Origin of the sequence: Bacillus sp. FSL K6-1366, assembly GCF_037976695.1 — a bacterium.
In the GTDB taxonomy this organism is placed as follows: domain Bacteria; phylum Bacillota; class Bacilli; order Bacillales; family Bacillaceae; genus Bacillus; species Bacillus subtilis.
Window position 1 is genome coordinate 2,664,652 of sequence record NZ_CP150268.1, and the last position, 17,636, is coordinate 2,682,287.

The 17,636-nt window shown below is 45.3% G+C and carries 17 protein-coding genes; 14 read left to right on the forward strand and 3 right to left on the reverse strand.

The window, feature by feature from the left end:
* Positions 1 to 11 precede the first annotated feature (11 nt).
* The gene (locus MHI44_RS13935; RefSeq protein ID WP_003240256.1) at positions 12 to 257 is read left to right on the forward strand and encodes a YczI family protein; all 246 of its coding nucleotides are present in this window, start codon (positions 12 to 14) and stop codon (positions 255 to 257) included.
* Between the two features lie 5 nt (positions 258 to 262).
* Here the strand turns inward: MHI44_RS13935 and MHI44_RS13940 are convergent, their stop codons facing one another.
* The gene (locus MHI44_RS13940) at positions 263 to 550 is read right to left on the reverse strand and encodes an antibiotic biosynthesis monooxygenase (RefSeq protein ID WP_003234413.1); all 288 of its coding nucleotides are present in this window, start codon (positions 548 to 550) and stop codon (positions 263 to 265) included.
* Between the two features lie 150 nt (positions 551 to 700).
* Here MHI44_RS13940 and pbpC point away from each other — a divergent pair, with 150 nt between their 5' ends.
* The 4 genes from pbpC to MHI44_RS13960 all read left to right on the forward strand — a co-directional run bounded on the left by pbpC (position 701) and on the right by MHI44_RS13960 (position 7,703).
* Positions 701 to 2,707, forward strand: coding sequence for a penicillin-binding protein 3 (pbpC, locus tag MHI44_RS13945; protein ID WP_159376653.1), 2,007 nt, complete (start codon positions 701 to 703; stop codon positions 2,705 to 2,707).
* 100 nt (positions 2,708 to 2,807) lie between these two features.
* The gene (locus MHI44_RS13950) at positions 2,808 to 3,710 is read left to right on the forward strand and encodes an aldo/keto reductase family oxidoreductase (RefSeq protein ID WP_167407861.1); all 903 of its coding nucleotides are present in this window, start codon (positions 2,808 to 2,810) and stop codon (positions 3,708 to 3,710) included.
* A 185-nt stretch (positions 3,711 to 3,895) separates the two neighbouring features.
* Positions 3,896 to 5,980, forward strand: coding sequence for a mannitol operon transcriptional activator MtlR (mtlR, locus tag MHI44_RS13955; RefSeq protein ID WP_339202172.1), 2,085 nt, complete (start codon positions 3,896 to 3,898; stop codon positions 5,978 to 5,980).
* A gap of 211 nt (positions 5,981 to 6,191) precedes the next feature.
* Positions 6,192 to 7,703: a class I adenylate-forming enzyme family protein gene (locus tag MHI44_RS13960; protein WP_167407863.1), complete on the forward strand. Its 1,512-nt coding sequence runs from the start codon at positions 6,192 to 6,194 to the stop codon at positions 7,701 to 7,703.
* Between the two features lie 18 nt (positions 7,704 to 7,721).
* On the opposite strand, the gene MHI44_RS13965 is transcribed toward MHI44_RS13960, so the two are convergent.
* Positions 7,722 to 8,318, reverse strand: a complete 597-nt coding sequence (locus tag MHI44_RS13965; protein ID WP_029317310.1) for a class I SAM-dependent methyltransferase — start codon at positions 8,316 to 8,318, stop codon at positions 7,722 to 7,724.
* 154 nt (positions 8,319 to 8,472) lie between these two features.
* Here MHI44_RS13965 and MHI44_RS13970 point away from each other — a divergent pair, with 154 nt between their 5' ends.
* The 5 genes from MHI44_RS13970 (at position 8,473) to amj (ending at position 12,304) form a co-directional block, all read left to right on the forward strand.
* Positions 8,473 to 9,333, forward strand: coding sequence for an SDR family oxidoreductase (locus MHI44_RS13970; RefSeq protein ID WP_003246648.1), 861 nt, complete (start codon positions 8,473 to 8,475; stop codon positions 9,331 to 9,333).
* 15 nt (positions 9,334 to 9,348) lie between these two features.
* Positions 9,349 to 9,852 carry a D-lyxose ketol-isomerase gene (lyxE, locus tag MHI44_RS13975; RefSeq protein ID WP_003234400.1) on the forward strand — a complete coding sequence of 168 codons (504 nt, stop codon included), beginning with the start codon at positions 9,349 to 9,351 and terminating at the stop codon, positions 9,850 to 9,852.
* Between the two features lie 85 nt (positions 9,853 to 9,937).
* Positions 9,938 to 10,489 carry a GNAT family protein gene (locus MHI44_RS13980; RefSeq protein ID WP_061891248.1) on the forward strand — a complete coding sequence of 184 codons (552 nt, stop codon included), beginning with the start codon at positions 9,938 to 9,940 and terminating at the stop codon, positions 10,487 to 10,489.
* 77 nt (positions 10,490 to 10,566) lie between these two features.
* A complete protein-coding gene (locus MHI44_RS13985; protein ID WP_003234396.1) occupies positions 10,567 to 10,989 on the forward strand; it encodes a pyridoxamine 5'-phosphate oxidase family protein in 423 nt (140 codons plus the stop codon).
* A gap of 505 nt (positions 10,990 to 11,494) precedes the next feature.
* Positions 11,495 to 12,304 (forward strand): lipid II flippase Amj, encoded by an 810-nt coding sequence (amj, locus tag MHI44_RS13990; protein WP_032722918.1) that lies wholly within the window; start codon positions 11,495 to 11,497, stop codon positions 12,302 to 12,304.
* Positions 12,305 to 12,348: 44 nt separating this feature from the next.
* Here the strand turns inward: amj and MHI44_RS13995 are convergent, their stop codons facing one another.
* Positions 12,349 to 12,639, reverse strand: coding sequence for a DUF3817 domain-containing protein (locus MHI44_RS13995; protein WP_015252794.1), 291 nt, complete (start codon positions 12,637 to 12,639; stop codon positions 12,349 to 12,351).
* Between the two features lie 184 nt (positions 12,640 to 12,823).
* Between MHI44_RS13995 and lrpC the strand changes: the two genes are divergently transcribed.
* The 4 genes from lrpC (at position 12,824) to epsK (ending at position 17,628) form a co-directional block, all read left to right on the forward strand.
* Positions 12,824 to 13,258, forward strand: coding sequence for a transcriptional regulator LrpC (gene lrpC / locus MHI44_RS14000; RefSeq protein ID WP_003246585.1), 435 nt, complete (start codon positions 12,824 to 12,826; stop codon positions 13,256 to 13,258).
* 64 nt (positions 13,259 to 13,322) lie between these two features.
* Positions 13,323 to 15,506, forward strand: coding sequence for a DNA topoisomerase III (locus MHI44_RS14005; RefSeq protein WP_076458431.1), 2,184 nt, complete (start codon positions 13,323 to 13,325; stop codon positions 15,504 to 15,506).
* Between the two features lie 201 nt (positions 15,507 to 15,707).
* Positions 15,708 to 16,796, forward strand: coding sequence for a lipoprotein YdaJ (locus MHI44_RS14010; protein ID WP_080528936.1), 1,089 nt, complete (start codon positions 15,708 to 15,710; stop codon positions 16,794 to 16,796).
* Positions 16,777 to 17,628, forward strand: coding sequence for a cyclic-di-GMP receptor EpsK (epsK, locus tag MHI44_RS14015; protein WP_086343469.1), 852 nt, complete (start codon positions 16,777 to 16,779; stop codon positions 17,626 to 17,628). Before MHI44_RS14010 ends, epsK begins: the two co-directional genes overlap by 20 nt.
* The last annotated feature ends 8 nt before the right edge of the window (positions 17,629 to 17,636 follow it).

The window sequence follows — 17,636 nt, forward strand, 5'->3', positions numbered from 1 at the left end:
GGATGGTCCTTTTGTTTCGGATTTTTAAAATGTCTTTTGCGGTTATCATTATTATACTGGCGCTTATTGCTTTTAACTATACGGAACACACCTCTGTTATCCAATCGGTCATGCTCGTCTTTCTTGGTGCGGTCATGTTTATGCAGGGGCTTGAAGAACGCAAAAAAGAAAATGACGGCTCAGGCGCTTTTAATATTTATACCGCCGTTTTTGTATGGTCTGTCTCCCTTATCGGTTTTACACTTCATATTATATAAATCTATTACACATCCTGAAAATGCTCGACCGTCGGGAACGGGGTATAGAACCGATGAAGCAAGGCTTTCCACTCTTGATACTCTGAAGAACCGCGAAAGCCTTCCGTATGGTCCTCAAGTGTTTCCCACTCCACAAGAAGCAGATATTTATGCGTTTCCTCCATGCATTTTGATAACGAGTGCGTGATATAGCCCTTCATGCCGGAAATAATCGGCGCCGCTTGCCGGAATGCATCCTCAAACTCTTGTTCAAGGCCTTCTTTAATGTGAAGCATTGCTGCCTCCCTGACCATGCTATCCCTTCTTTCTGTCTTTTCAAATAGTCTACAGCAAACGATAGGAGATTTCTGCAAAATCGGTGAACTTTTCCTTCATTTTCAAAAAAATCTTGCACGCACCAATTCAATTAAGAGAAAATAACAAGTGGAAGGCAGGGGAAAGTCATGTTAAAAAAGTGTATTCTACTAGTATTTCTATGCGTCGGATTGATTGGGTTAATCGGATGCTCCAAAACAGATTCACCAGAGGATCGCATGGAAGCATTCGTGAAACAGTGGAACGATCAGCAATTCGATGACATGTATCAAAGCCTGACTAAAGATGTCAAAAAAGAAATCTCCAAAAAAGATTTCGTCAACAGGTATAAAGCCATCTATGAGCAGGCCGGCGTAAAAAAATTGAAAGTCACTGCGGGAGAAGTAGATAAGGACGATCAAGACAACAAGACGATGAAACATATCCCGTATAAAGTCAGCATGAACACAAATGCCGGCAAAGTCAGCTTCAAGAATACTGCTGTGCTGAAATTAGAAAAAACAGATGACGAGGAGTCATGGAATATAGATTGGGACCCATCGTTTATTTTCAAGCAGCTGGCTGACGACAAAACCGTGCAAATTATGAGCATTGAACCGAAACGAGGCCAAATTTACGATAAAAATGGAAAAGGTTTAGCTGTCAATACAGATGTTCCGGAAATTGGAATTGTTCCCGGAGAGCTTGGCGATAAAAAAGAGAAAGTTATAAAAGAACTCGCCAAAAAATTTGATTTGACTGAAGACGACATCAAGAAAAAGCTGGATCAAGGCTGGGTAAAAGACGATTCGTTTGTGCCGCTCAAAAAGGTCAAGCCTGACCAGGAGAAGTTAGTTTCAGAAGCGACGTCATTACAAGGCGTAACAAGAACGAATGTCAGCTCCCGCTACTATCCGTATGGCGAAAAGACAGCCCATTTGACAGGCTATGTCCGCGCCATTACAGCGGAAGAACTGAAGAAAAAGAAAGAAGGAACGTACAGCGATACGTCTAACATCGGTATCGCCGGACTTGAAAATGTGTATGAAGGCAAGCTAAGAGGCACAACTGGCTGGAAAATCTACGTGCCGCAAACCGGGGAAGTCATCGCTGAAAAGAAAGCAAAGGACGGCGAGGATCTTCACCTCACAATTGATATCAAAACGCAAACGAAGCTGTATGATGAACTGAAGGATGACAGCGGGGCGGCAGTTGCGCTGCAGCCGAAGACAGGCGAAACACTCGCCCTTGTCAGCGCGCCTTCCTACGATCCAAACGGATTTATTTTCGGCTGGAGCGATAAGGAATGGAAAAAGCTAAACAAAGATAAAAACAACCCGTTTTCAGCGAAATTCAATAAGACATACGCGCCAGGTTCTACCATTAAACCGATTGCGGCTGCTATTGGAATCAAAAACGGCACCCTTAAAGCCGATGAGAAGAAAACAATCAAAGGCAAGGAGTGGCAAAAAGATTCGAGCTGGGGCGGCTATTCAGTGACACGTGTGTCTGAGAGACTTCAACAAGTCGATTTGGAAAACGCCCTTATTACGTCAGACAATATTTATTTTGCCCAGAATGCGCTTGATATGGGAGCGGACACCTTCACAAAAGGCTTGAAGACATTCGGTTTTTCAGAGGACGTTCCGTACGAATTCCCGATCCAGAAATCGTCTATTGCAAATGACAAGCTTGATTCAGACATTTTGCTTGCGGATACAGGCTACGGACAAGGGCAAATGCAAATGTCTCCGCTTCACTTGGCAACTGCTTACACGCCATTTGTTGACAATGGAGACCTTGTCAAACCGACGCTGATCAAAAAAGATTCACAAACAGCTGATGTTTGGCACAAGCAAGTGGTCACCAAGGAAGGAGCGGCAGACATTACAAAAGGTCTGAAAGGCGTTGTGGAAGATGAGCGCGGGTCAGCGTATCAGCCTGTCGTGAAAGGAATCACAGTGGCCGGGAAAACAGGAACAGCCGAGCTGAAAACATCAAAAGATGATAAAGACGGCACGGAAAATGGCTGGTTTGTCGGCTATGATTACAAAAACAAAGACCTGCTTGTCGCCATGATGATCCAAAATGTGCAGGACCGCGGCGGCAGCCACTATGTCGTTGAGAAAGCGAAAAAGCAATTTCAATCGAATTAAAATGTCTTTTTAAAAGGAGCGAAAGGAAAAAGAGGATCTGAGGCCGAATGAACTAGTAAGGGGCAAAACCCGGTTTATACAAAGAAAAGAGGGATTTTGCATGCAGCGTATTCAATTGGCGGAGGATCTTCAATTTTCAAGAGTCATACACGGGCTTTGGCGGCTGAATGAATGGAACTATTCAGATGCTGAACTTCTAAGCCTCATTGAATGGTGTATCGATCACGGCATCACGACCTTTGATCATGCGGATATTTATGGAGGCTATACGTGCGAAAAGTTGTTTGGAAACGCCCTTGCCCTTTCACCTGGATTAAGAGAAAACATAGAGTTGGTCACAAAATGCGGTATCGTTCTTGAATCGCCTGAACGGCCCGCTCACAGATCGCATCATTATAACACAAGCAAATCGCATATTTTGGCATCCGTTGAGCAATCGCTTATGAACCTTAGGACGGATTATATCGATATGCTTTTGATTCACAGACCGGACCCGCTCATGGATCCGGAGGGGGTAGCAGAGGCGTTTCAGGCCTTGAAATGCTCTGGCAAGGTCAGGTACTTTGGCGTTTCAAATTTTAAAGATCACCAGTATCGGATGCTGGAATCATATTTGCCTGAGAAGCTCGTAACCAACCAGATTGAGCTTTCCGCATACGAATTAGAAAATATGCTCGACGGCACTTTGAACCTGTGCCAGGAAAAACGGATTCCGCCGATGGCTTGGTCGCCTCTGGCATGCGGCAAAGTTTTCACTGGTGACACGGAAAAAGACCGGCGTGTCCGCACGGCGCTTGAATCCGTCCAAGGGGAAATCGGCGCCGCTTCATTGGACGAGGTCATGTATGCATGGCTGTATACGCATCCGGCCGGCATCATGCCGATTGTCGGAAGCGGAAAGCGCGAGCGGATTTCCGCCGCGATAAATGCGTTGTCATACAAGCTTGACCAGGATCAATGGTTCCGCATTTTTACAGCCGTACAGGGTTACGATATTCCATAAAAAGCATCAGCTTACCAGCTGATGCTTTTTCAATATTGTCACACCGCTTAGTGCCAAATTACCATTTATAAGTGATTGATTCTTTCTTGAAAGCGTTTTATATTAAAAGGAAACCTCTCTATATCCTCTACTGCATCTCCTTGCGACTTCATCCGCACATCAAGATTGGCTAGGAGGTCTTTTTTATGTATATGACTGCCAGAGAACAAAAGCTGTTAAAGCACTTATTATTACAAAACAGATATATAACCGTAACTGAGCTTGCTGAGCTGATGCAAGTCAGCACGAGAACCATTCACAGGGAACTCAAATCAATTAAACCGCTGATGGAAACCGTGGGGCTTACGTTAGATAAACAGCCCGGTAAAGGTTTGAAAGCAGTGGGAAGTCCCGAAGATAAACAAAAGCTGCTTACTGATTTATCATATGAACAGCATGAATACAGCGCCGACGAACGGAAACTGCTCATTCTTTGTTCGTTATTAGAGTCTCAGGAGCCCGTCAAACTGTACACGCTTGCTCATGATCTCCAGGTGACGAATGCCACGGTCAGCTATGACTTAGATGAGCTCGAGAAGTGGATTTCTCCCTTCGGACTGACACTGATCCGCAAAAGAGGTTTTGGCATCCAGCTTATAGGGCCGGAGAATGCGAAACGGAAAATTGTCGGCAACTTGATTGTGAACCGTCTCGACATCCAAATGTTTTTGGAAGCGGTTGAATTAAACATCAAAGGAAAAACCGATTCTTCAGAGAAAATGTTCGGGGTTGTCAGCAAAGGTGAGCTGTTAAAAATGGAGCGCATCTTATTTCAGCTCAAAGAAAAAATCGCTTTTTCATTGTCCGACAGCTCCTATATAGCGCTCGTCGTCCATCTGACGTATGCTATCGAACGAATTAAGCTTGGGGAAACTATCACCATGGAGCAAAATGAGCTTGAGGAACTGAAGAATGCGAAGGAATACAGCTCCGCTCTTGAAATCGCGGGCGAGCTTGAACGTGCCTTCGGCGTGACGATTCCAGAGGCGGAGGTCGGCTATATTACAATCCACCTTCGAAGCGCCAATCGAAAATACAAAACAGAATACAAAGTGCAGGAAATTGAGCTGGAAACAGCCCTGCAAACAAAGCGGCTCATTGCTTTTATTTCAGACAAAATCAGAATGGATCTGACGAAAAACTACTCTTTATATGAAGGCTTGATTGCCCATTTGGAGCCGGCCGTCAGCCGCATAAAAGAAAATATTGAGATATACAATCCGATGAAGGAACAGATCAAGCGCGATTATTTTCTGCTTTATATGGCGATCGAAGAAGGCGTCGAAAAGTATTTTCCGGGCATGTCCTTTTCTGATGATGAAATCGCTTTTATCGTTCTTCACTTTGGCTCGGCTCTTGAAATCAAAAAAGAAGAAGCAAAAGTGAAAGCGCTTGTCGTCTGCTCAAGCGGGATCGGCTCCTCGAAAATGCTTGCCTCCAGACTGAAAAAAGAGCTGCCGGAAATTGAATCGTTTGATATGTCATCCCTGATCGAGCTAAAGGGGAAGGATGTTCAAGCCTATGATATGATTGTGTCCACTGTACCGATTCCTTATGAAAACATTGATTACATCATGGTCAGCCCGCTATTAAATGAGGAAGACGCAAACCAGGTCAAGCAGTATATCAAGCGGAAGATTCCCCTTATTCTTAACAAAAAAAGAAGCCCGAAGGAAGAGGCGCAGCAAGCTGATGTACCTGACATGCTAGAGGCGGCGGAAAGCATAGGGCGGTATATGGAAGTTATCCAAGATGTTCTGCGCCATTTTACGCTAGCTCAACTCAAAACAAACCCGGACCATAGCATGCTTCTGCTAGAGCTTTTTCAACAGCTGAAGAAGGATGGCCTGATCCGTGATCCGGAAAAAGCCGCGGTTTGCCTGGCTGAGCGGGAGAAACAAGGGGGATTGGGAATCCCCGGAACAAACATGGCGCTTTATCATCTCAAAAATGATGAAATCGTCCTGCCTTTTTTCAAAATGTTTGATCTCAGCACCTCCTATGAAGTGGATGGCATGGACGGAAATACCCTCAGGATGACACGCATTCTCGTCATGATGGCGCCTAGCTCATTATCTGCTGAAGGCTCGGAGATTTTAAGCGCGATCAGCTCGGCAATTATCGAGAGCGGAGAAAGCATGGCGGGGTTTCAGGAAGAAGGAGAACAAGAATTGTATCAGCGGTTAAACCGCATATTTTTCACATGGATGAAAGAAAAAAACATACTGTAAACCTGCATGGCACACGTCAAAAATTTGGCGTGTGTTTTTCTGTGGATGGGGAACAAAATAAGAAAATGTGGGACTATTTTATCATTCAGTATTGGAATAATTCCAAAATGAAATAGTTTTACAAGTTATCTTTTTTGGGTTAAAATGGGTGAGGTAAGGAAGAAAATCTAACAAATTATTGAAGATTCAAGAGAATATAGGAGATGACGATATGGAAACATTACAGCATCTGATTCTGCATGACATGCCGAATAGCGAAGAAATAGAGGCTGTAAAAAGCGGAGACCATACACTGACATATAAAGGTTACCGTAAACGGATTAATCAGCTGGCGAATGCCATGCTTCAAAAAGGAATTCAAAAGGGCGACCGTGTTGCATTGCTTTGTAAAAACGGCCATCCCGCATCAACTGTTATGTTCGCCGCACTTGAAATAGGTGCTGTTGTCGTACCTGTCAGCTGGCAGCTGAAACCATATGAAATGACAGGCATTTTAAAAGCAAGTGAACCGAAAGCAATGTTTTACGGAGCGGAGTTTAAAGAGACACTAGATGAAGTTCTTCCTGAATTGTCCTCACTGTGTGTAACAATGGAAACAGGAACAGCTTACGAAACATCTGCTGAATTTGAAGCGCTGTTTGCAGGTCCTGATCATTTGCCAGAGACGGAAATGGTTTCACCTGATGATACAGCACTTCTGATGTTTACATCTGGAACAACGGGAAACCCGAAAAGATGCATGATTACACATGGCGGCATATACAGATACGTTAAAAAATCCAACAGCTCAATAGCACGTATGAAGGGCCTTCGTTTTCTTGCATGCCATCCGATTTATCATACGAGTGCGCTCATTTGCATCATGCTTGGAACATTTGCAGAAACAACCTTTGTGTTTACAGAGGATCAAGATCCTGTTCACATGCTGAAGGTCATTGAAGAAGAGAAAATTCAGACCGTGATGGCTCTTCCTGTGTTTTACACGTATTTGCTTGAGGCGTGGGAAAAGCACCAAACTGACTTATCTTCACTTGTTATTTTAATGACAGGCGGAACAAAAGTGCCGAGCAGCCTAATCCGCCGCTATCTTGATATTGGCATTCCGCTCGCGCATGGCTATGGAAGTACTGAGGCTTGGGGCATCAGCACATGGACGCCTGATATGGGAATGGATAAAGCGGCATCTGCAGGAAAACCTGTGGCAGGTGTTAAAGTCAAAGTGGAAGATCCTCTGACCGGAGAAGAACTTCCTCAAGGAGAAATCGGCGAAATCGTTGTTCATACTCCATTCTTATTTAAAGGCTATGAAGACAATCCTGAAGCAACAGCGAAAGTGCTGCAAAATGGATGGTTTAGAACCGGAGATTCAGGATATGTAGATGAAGATGGCTTTATTTTCATCACGGGACGCTACAAGGATGTCATTATTTACGGAGGCGATAACGTCTATCCTGATCAGGTTGAAGAAGTTATCCAGCAGATCCCGGGAATCCTTGAAACGGCTGTGGTCGGTATTCCAGACCCGCTTTACGGTGAAAAACCGAAAGCTTTTATCGTGAAAAATGGCGGCCAGCGCATCACGGCAGAGGATGTCATTGCATTTTGTAAAGAACGCCTGTCCGCTTACAAAATACCTGAAGTTGAATTTGTTAACGAACTGCCGAAAAACAACCTTGGCAAGGTGAAAAAAGACGTCCTGCGCAATCAGGCTGTACATTCATAAAAAAGAAGCCCGCCCACTTTATGTGGCGGGCTTCTTTGCAGTTGCACAGACGGAAAGCTCAGGCTTAATGTTCTTAAATTTTATATCAATGTCTTCGAAGCCGGCTGCTTTAAAGTCAGCAATCATCTGTCTTCCAAATGATTTGGTTTTCTCAGGACTGGCATCCGCTTCCCGCGGCTGCATCGTAATGGCTGCTTTGCCGCCTGGCTTTAATGCCCGATAAATCTGTTTCATGCCTTTTGTTTGGTCATTCCAAATGGTGTAGTTGTTAACGGAAATCACTTTATCATAAAACGAGGCGGGGAGAGGAAATGTCTCGATGCTTCCTTGTATCAGGCGTACGCCCTTTGGTTTCACTCTGCGGGCGGCCAGCTTCAGCATGGCCTCTGACACATCAATCCCATGAAGATGAACATCCTTCTCGCGTTTCAGCATCTGCTGCATGCAGTATCCCGGGCCAAACCCGACTTCTAAAATGCTGTCCCCGCGCGTGATACCCAGCTGATTGATTGTCCACTGATTCAGTGTTTGATTTTCAGCAGCCATGATGTACCCGGCAATCATGCCGATGACGCCCTTTGGCCTGCTGAATCTTCTAGAAAGCATGTTAATCATTCAGCAACCAACCCCCTTTTTGAGTTATTTCCTCCAAGCGTTCCATGTGAAACATTTTTCTGATAAAGCAATGCGAAGGTGCCAAGCCATGTTTATCCAAAGAGTGTGTGAGGTACACAACAAATAGACATGAAAACAAAGGAGGAGAATCATCATGGCAAATTATCCAAAAGAACTGCCGGCACAAACTCAAAGTCGCCAGCCGGGAATTGAAAGCGAAATGAATCCAAGTCCGGTGTATGAGTACGAGGATTATAAAGGAGCAGACAAATTAAAAGGAAAAGTAGCTCTTATTACAGGCGGCGACAGCGGGATCGGACGCGCGGTTTCCGTCGCTTACGCAAAGGAAGGCGCAGACATCGCCATTGTGTATAAGGATGAGCATGAAGACGCTGAGGAGACGAAGAAACGTGTTGAACAAGAAGGCGTAAAATGCCTGCTGATTGCTGGTGACGTAGGTGAAGAGGAATTCTGCAATGAAGCGGTTGAAAAAACGGTCAAGGAACTAGGCGGCCTTGACATCCTTGTCAACAATGCAGGTGAACAGCATCCGAAGGAAAGCATCAAAGATATTACGAGCGAACAGCTTCACCGCACATTCAAAACAAATTTTTATTCTCAATTTTATTTGACTAAAAAAGCAATTGATTACCTGAAACCGGGCAGCGCCATCATCAATACGACATCCATCAACCCGTACGTAGGGAACCCGACACTGATTGATTATACAGCGACAAAAGGGGCGATCAACGCCTTTACAAGAACAATGGCGCAGGCGCTTGTTAAAGATGGCATCCGTGTAAATGCAGTCGCGCCGGGTCCAATCTGGACGCCACTAATCCCAGCTACGTTCCCTGAAGAAACAGTTGCTCAATTTGGGCAAGATACGCCGATGGGCCGTCCTGGACAGCCTGTTGAGCACGTCGGCTGTTATGTGCTCCTGGCATCAGATGAGTCCTCTTACATGACAGGACAGACCCTGCATGTCAACGGCGGAAACTTTGTGACGACATAAGAGGGAGTGAGACATATGGGCATCACGAAAGAAGAAGTGAACAGCTACTATCAAAAAGCAGGGATTGTATTAACGGACGAGGAAGTAGACCAAATCCAGCTGATGGATTACGGCTTAGGAAAAGAAAGAAAAGTCGGGCTCCAGCTCTTCGTCTACGTCAATACAGACCGTTATTGTTCAAAGGAATTGGTGCTGTTTCCGGGACAGACTTGCCCGGAACACCGCCATCCGCCGGTCGACGGCCAGGAAGGTAAGCAGGAGACCTTCCGCTGCCGCTACGGAAAAGTGTATCTTTACGTAGAAGGAGAAAAAACGCCGCTTCCAAAAGTTCTCCCTCCTCAGGAAGACAGAGAACACTATACGGTCTGGCACGAAATTGAGCTAGAACCGGGCGGGCAATACACGATTCCACCAAACACAAAGCATTGGTTCCAGGCCGGGGAAGAAGGTGCCGTCGTGACGGAAATGTCATCGACGAGTACGGATAAACATGATATCTTTACCGATCCAAGAATATAAGGATGGGCTTAACAGCCCATCCTTTTTGTATTGAAAAAAACAGAATCATCGCTATAATGGTTAAAAAAGGAAAGAGGGCGAGGCAATGTTCACTTGCAAGGTAAATGAGCACATCACCATCCGATTATTGGAGCCGAAGGATGCGGAGCGGCTGGCCGAACTCATTATCCAAAATCAGCAGCGGCTTGGCAAGTGGCTGTTTTTTGCGGAAAATCCAAGCAGCGCTGACACGTACCGAGAAACAATCATTCCAGATTGGCGGCGCCAGTATGCCGACCTGAACGGCATTGAGGCGGGTCTCCTTTATGACGGCAGCCTATGCGGCATGATCAGCCTGCATAACCTTGATCAAGTGAATCGTAAGGCGGAAATCGGATATTGGATTGCCAAAGAATTTGAAGGGAAAGGCATTATTACAGCTGCCTGCCGAAAACTCATTACGTATGCTTTTGAAGAGCTTGAGCTGAATCGTGTGGCGATCTGTGCGGCTGTCGGAAACGAAAAAAGCAGAGCGGTTCCGGAGCGGATCGGGTTTCTAGAGGAAGGAAGGGCACGGGATGGCTTATACGTAAACGGCATGCATCACGACCTCGTCTACTACAGTCTGTTAAAGCGTGAATGGGAAGGCGAAAAATAAAGAGCACACTTTCTTGTTTAAATCTTCCCCGGATGTGGAAAAGTAACAGCGGAGACGTTAAAAAGGAGTGATTCGAGATGAATCAGCAAGACATTAAACAAAAAGTGCTTGATGTTCTAGATCACCATAAAGTAGGTTCGCTCGCAACAGTTCAAAAGGGCAAACCGCATTCCCGCTACATGACTTTTTTCCATGACGGGCTGACGATTTACACACCGACAAGCAAGGAAACTCATAAAGCAGAAGAAATTGAGAACAACCCCAATGTCCACATTTTATTAGGCTATGATTGTGAAGGTTTTGGCGACGCATATGTCGAAGTTGCCGGAAAAGCCAAAATCAACAATTCGGCAGAACTCAAGGACAAAATATGGAGTTCCAAATTAGAGCGCTGGTTTGACGGCAAGGATGATCCGAATCTGGTGATTCTTGAAATTGAACCGGAGGATATCAGATTAATGAATGCCGGGGAGAAAACACCGGTCTCACTCGAACTATAAAAAATTTGTGTTTTCAGGGGCGATATGTTATTATGAATAGCTAGTAAGAAAAATAAGCAAATAAAAAAGAAAGTAAACTTCTTTTTTCTGTTTTGAGAGAGAAGCTTACCGCTTCCCAAGCAGCATAACCAGTTGCCCTTATTCTTTTCCTTCATAACAAATCGCCCCTAACGATGAGATGGAAAAAAGACTTTTTTGTTTTACAATTCACACCGGCGCGGCTTCGGAGCCGCAGTGACGATTGAGAGGTAGGGCTTTCGTTGTCTTGTGTTCAAGAAATTTCCATGGTGTTTACTTTCCAGAATGATTCTTCGGAACAATGCTTTATGAATCTAACCCGCCTGACTTGGTGGATGATATAATCTTTATTTGCGTATAGAAAAGAATAAGACAAACCGCCCGGCGTACGCCGGACGGTTTTTTTATTGCAAAAAACACATCGTACTGAAACCTCCTTGTCTTCTTTCCAGTCTTATCTCTAGGATGAAATTGGAGGAAGAATAACGTGCATGTCATTACAACACAAGTACTTTTTATTTTTTGTTTTTTATTGCTGATTCACTCGATAGAAACCTTAGCCTATGCTACAAGGCTTTCTGGGGCCCGCGTTGGATTTATTGCGTCCGCGCTTTCTCTGTTTAATGTCATGGTCATCGTATCCAGAATGTCGAACATGGTGCAGCAGCCCTTTACTGGGCATTTAATTGATGCTGCTGGAAAAAACGCACTGGCGATTGTAGGGGAGCAGTTCCGCTTTTTAATTTTCGGATCGACAGTCGGCACCATTTTGGGCATTATCCTGCTCCCGTCTTTTGTCGCTCTTTTTTCACGGGCGATTATTCACTTGGCGGGCGGCGGCGGCTCCGTTTTTCAAGTATTCCGAAAGGGATTCTCGAAACAAGGATTCAAAAATGCCCTTTCCTATTTGCGTCTGCCGTCCATTTCATATGTAAAAGGATTTCATATGCGCTTGATTCCGAAGCGTTTGTTTGTCATCAACATGCTGATCACATCGATTTATACGATTGGCGTGCTTTCGGCTTTATACGCAGGCCTTCTGGCGCCGGAGCGCAGCACGACAGCCGTCATGGCTTCGGGTTTGATCAACGGAATTGCGACGATGCTGCTGGCCATTTTTGTTGATCCTAAAGTATCCGTTCTAGCTGATGATGTGGCAAAAGGAAAACGAAGCTATCTCTATTTAAAATGGACCTCTATCACAATGGTCACATCAAGGGTGGCGGGCACACTCCTCGCCCAGCTCATGTTTATTCCGGGGGCCTACTATATCGCGTGGCTGACAAAGTGGTTTTAATAAGAAAGGCTGGATCATAAAGATCCAGCCTTTTTTGCATTCCCTTATTTATATTTCCTTAATCCGCGGTCGTACAAAAAATTTCCGAATGGGACGAAAGCAGCGACGAAGCCGGCAGCTGACCATTTCAGCGGCCATTTGACAGAGAAGGTTGCATAAGCCAAGACAAGCAAATACAAAATGAACAACCCGCCGTGAACCGAACCGACAATTGTCACCGCAAGCGGAAGGCCTGCCCAATATTTAAGCGGCATAGCGATGAACAACAGGATTAAGAGTGACATTCCTTCAATAAAACCCATCGTGCGAAGTCTTCCGATCGGCGTGTGCAGCATAAATCGCCCTCCTTGTGGACACGTTTTCATTTTATACTATAAACAATCCGGAGGGGCATATGACAGCTTTCAAAAAATGTTCGGAAAACATTCATTTTTACATGCCTTTTCTAGGGAACTGTACTTGTCATTTACAAAAATACCCGAGATAATGTGTACAAAATCAAAAAAGAAGGATGTTGAAATGAAACTTGACCAGATTGATCTGAATATCATTGAGGAGCTGAAGAAGGACAGCCGTTTGTCGATGAGGGAATTAGGCAGAAAAATTAAGCTGTCGCCTCCATCTGTGACAGAACGGGTAAGGCAGCTTGAATCGTTTGGCATCATCAAGCAATACACGCTGGAGGTCGACCAGAAAAAACTTGGGCTTCCCGTTTCCTGTATTGTGGAAGCAACCGTTAAAAACGCGGATTACGAGCGGTTCAAAAGCTATATTCAAACATTGCCGAATATTGAATTTTGCTACCGGATTGCAGGTGCAGCCTGCTATATGCTGAAAATCAATGCCGAAAGCCTCGAAGCGGTAGAAGATTTCATTAACAAAACATCGCCCTACGCGCAAACCGTCACTCACGTCATTTTCTCAGAAATTGACACGAAAAACGGGCGCGGTTAGAGAGTGCCGCGTGAAGTCTGTTATAATAACAGGATGAGCGCGAAAGAAAGAGAAGTGATCAAGCATGTCAAAAACAGTTGTATTAGCTGAAAAACCTTCAGTCGGCCGGGATTTAGCCCGGGTGCTGAAGTGCCATAAAAAAGGAAACGGTTATCTCGAAGGCGATCAATATATTGTGACCTGGGCTTTAGGCCATTTGGTGACGCTTGCTGATCCGGAAGGCTACGGAAAAGAATTTCAATCATGGCGCCTAGAGGATCTGCCGATTATCCCAGAACCCTTGAAGCTTGTGGTGATAAAAAAAACCGGAAAGCAGTTCAATGCAGTCAAATCCCAGCTTACCCGTAAAGACGTCAATCAGATTGTCATCGCGACTGACGCAGGCCGGGAAGGTGAGCTTGTTGCGCGCTGGATCATTGAGAAAGCGAATGTCCGAAAACCAATCAAGCGGCTGTGGATTTCATCTGTGACGGATAAAGCGATCAAGGAAGGTTTTCAAAAGCTGCGCAGCGGCAAAGAATATGAAAACCTGTACCATTCTGCCGTCGCCAGAGCGGAAGCGGATTGGATTGTGGGGATCAACGCCACCCGTGCACTTACCACAAAATTCAATGCCCAGCTCTCATGCGGGCGTGTGCAGACTCCGACGCTTGCCATGATTGCAAAGCGCGAGGCAGACATTCAGGCGTTTACGCCCGTTCCGTATTACGGCATCCGTGCTGCAGTCGACGGCATGACGCTGACGTGGCAGGATAAGAAATCAAAGCAGACGAGAACGTTCAATCAAGATGTAACAAGCCGTTTGCTAAAAAACCTCGAAGGAAAGCAAGCGGTCGTAGCTGAGCTGAAAAAAACAGCGAAAAAAAGCTTTGCGCCTGCGCTTTATGATTTAACGGAGCTCCAGCGTGACGCCCACAAGCGCTTCGGTTTTTCTGCCAAAGAAACGCTTTCTGTCCTGCAGAAGCTATATGAGCAGCATAAGCTCGTCACATATCCGCGGACGGACTCTAGATTTTTATCCAGTGACATCGTCCCGACGTTAAAAGACCGTCTGGAAGGCATGGAAGTAAAACCGTATGCCCAATATGTCAGCCAAATTAAAAAACGCGGCATTAAATCTCATAAAGGATATGTCAATGACGCGAAGGTGTCAGACCACCACGCGATTATCCCGACCGAAGAGCCGCTCGTTCTCAGCAGTCTGAGTGATAAAGAACGAAAGCTGTATGACCTGATTGCGAAACGTTTCCTGGCTGTATTAATGCCTGCATTCGAATATGAGGAAACAAAGGTCATCGCAGAAATCGGCGGAGAAACCTTTACGGCGAAAGGCAAAACCGTGCAGTCGCAAGGGTGGAAAGCCGTTTATGATATGGCGGATGAGGATGATGAGCAGGAGGATGACAGAGATCAGACACTTCCTGCGCTTCAAAAAGGCGACACACTTGCCGTCCGCACGTTAACGGAAACAAGCGGCCAAACGAAGCCGCCTGCCCGCTTTAATGAAGGAACCTTGCTGTCAGCGATGGAAAACCCAAGCGCGTTTATGCAGGGAGAAGAAAAAGGCCTCGTCAAAACGCTTGGAGAAACAGGCGGCCTCGGCACGGTGGCAACGCGTGCCGACATTATTGAAAAACTGTTCAACAGCTTTTTAATCGAGAAAAAAGGCCAAGATATTTTTATCACATCTAAAGGAAAACAGCTCCTGCAGCTTGTTCCGGAGGATCTGAAATCACCGGCCTTAACAGCAGAATGGGAGCAAAAGCTGTCTGCGATCGCGGCCGGCAAATTGAAATCGGCTGTTTTTATTAAAGATATGAAGGCTTACGCTCACCAAACGGTAAAAGAAATCAAAAACAGCAGCCAAACCTTCCGACATGACAACATTACGGGAACGGCATGTCCGGAATGCGGCAAAATGATGCTGAAAGTAAACGGCAAACGCGGGACGATGCTCGTGTGCCAAGATCGTGAATGCGGAAGCAGAAAAACGATTGCCCGAAAAACAAACGCCCGCTGCCCAAATTGCCATAAAAGAATGGAGCTTCGCGGCCAAGGCGAGGGCCAAACCTTTGCGTGTGTGTGCGGTCACCGTGAAAAGCTCTCTGTATTTGAAAAACGAAAAAACAAAGACAAAGCGCGTGCTACCAAACGGGACGTATCCTCTTATATGAAAAAACAAAATAAAGATGAGCCGATTAACAACGCGCTGGCAGAACAGCTGAAAAAACTCGGTTTGGATAAATAATAAAAAAACCTGTGCCTATCGCACAGGTTTTTTAGTGGACTTAGGTCCTGTTTTCTTAATGTTCAAAAAGGGGAAAAAAAGCTAGCAATCTGCATTTTTTTCTTTTATAGTAAATGTACTTTGTAACATGGCAGTCATATTTTCGTCTATAACTATTTGTGAGCGTCTGATTTGCTTCAGGCGACAAAGGGGGATTTGCCTGTGAGGCATGTACTAATTGCTGTCATCTTATTCTTCTTATCTATCGGACTTTCCGCAGGGTGTGCTGAAGCTGGAAACAAGACCCAAAATCAGTCGGCGACAGAAGTGAATGCCAGCCCGCTCCAGCCGGCGGAATATTTCATCTATCACAATTTAATGAATGACCAAGGGCTGATTAAAACCGATTTTTCAGACCAGCCTTCTTACTTGTCGGAATCTCTCGGCCTGTGGATGGAGTTTCTGCTCAGCAAAAATGACGCACCGCATTTCCAGGATCAATATCAGCATCTGACTGATTCATTTCTGATGAGCAATCACTTGGTGACGTGGAAGATTCAAAATGGCCAAGCGAGCGGGACGAATGCGCTGATAGATGATATGAGAATTATGCTGTCTCTTGACCAAGCCGCCGCAAAATGGGGCCGCAGCGACTACGCGCAAATGGCTAGGGATATCGGCACGTCTTTGAAGACATACAATATGAACAATGGGTTATTTACAGACTATTACGACTCACAGGCCGCTTCAAAGGATGTGACGCTTTCATACGTCATGCCTGACGCCTTAGCTGTCTTAAAGAAGAATGGAATCATAGACGAAGACACAGAACAGCGGAATGCCAATGTTCTCTATTCAGCTCCTTTAAAAAATGGCTTTCTGCCGAAGACATACAGCTCGGAGACGAAGGAATACACATATGATAGTGAAATCAACCTGATTGATCAGCTTTACGCTGCTTGGCATTTGCCGGAAGGGGATGAAAAAGCATCTGTTTTAGCGGACTGGATCAAGCAGGAATTTCAGAAAAACGGAAAGCTGTACGGGCGGTATTCGGCAGATACGAAGGAGCCTGCCGTCCAATATGAGTCTCCATCCGTATATGCCTTAGCCGTATTGTTTTTGACAAAACAGCATGAAAACAGTTCTGTCATCAAAGCCATATATGACAGAATGAATGACTTTGAAATTCATGATCCGGTGAAATCGTATTATGGAGGCTATATGAGCGGCACTCAGACGCATTCATTTGACAATCTGCTGCCGCTGTTAGCCGAAAGGAAGCTTTTTAATGAAAATATCATTCAGTGAATCACAAAAATTATTTGCTTATTTTTCAGGGCTCATCGCGGCCCTGTCTTTGTTTATTTATTATGTGTCAGCCCAGCAATCAGAAGGTGCTCTGATCCTTTGCATCACATTTGGCGTCATCGCCGCAGGCATCTGGTTCGGCCCGATTTACGCGCTGGCAGTGACCTTAATCGTACTCTTTGTTCTCGGCACCTTAATGATGTTTTTCCAGACTGGACAGACATCGCTCTTTCCGGCTGAGGAAGGGCTGCGAATGCTTGTTGTGTGGGGAATCGCGCTTTTGCTGTTTTCTTTTATTTCTGGAAGAATCCACGATATTACAGCAGAGCTTCGGCGCTCAATAACACGGCTTCAATCCGAAATTAAAAGCTATGTTGCTGTTGACAGAGTGACCGGTTTTGATAACAAGCAAAGGATGAGGCTGGAGCTTTCAGAAGAAATCAAGCGGGCGGAGCGCTATGGCAATTCTTTTGTTTTTTTGCTGCTGCATATGCATTATTTCAAAGAGTTTAAGTCTTTGTACGGTGAAAAAGAAACGGACCGCCTCTTCCAATATGTCAGTCAGCAAATCAGGACAAGCGTTCGGGAAACGGATAAGAAATTCCGTCCCTCTGATGAGCGTATCGGGATCGTGCTGACGCACACGCCTGCTGAACATATGCCGGCAGTTCTGACTAAGCTGAAGAAACAATTGGATACATATCAGCTGGAAAATGGAAAGTATGTGTCGCTTACGTTCCACGTTTGCTATTTGCCCTACCGCAACGATATCAAAACAGCTGATCAATTTTTAGAAGAACTGGAAAACGAGATGATGATGAATGAACTATAAAGGAATCA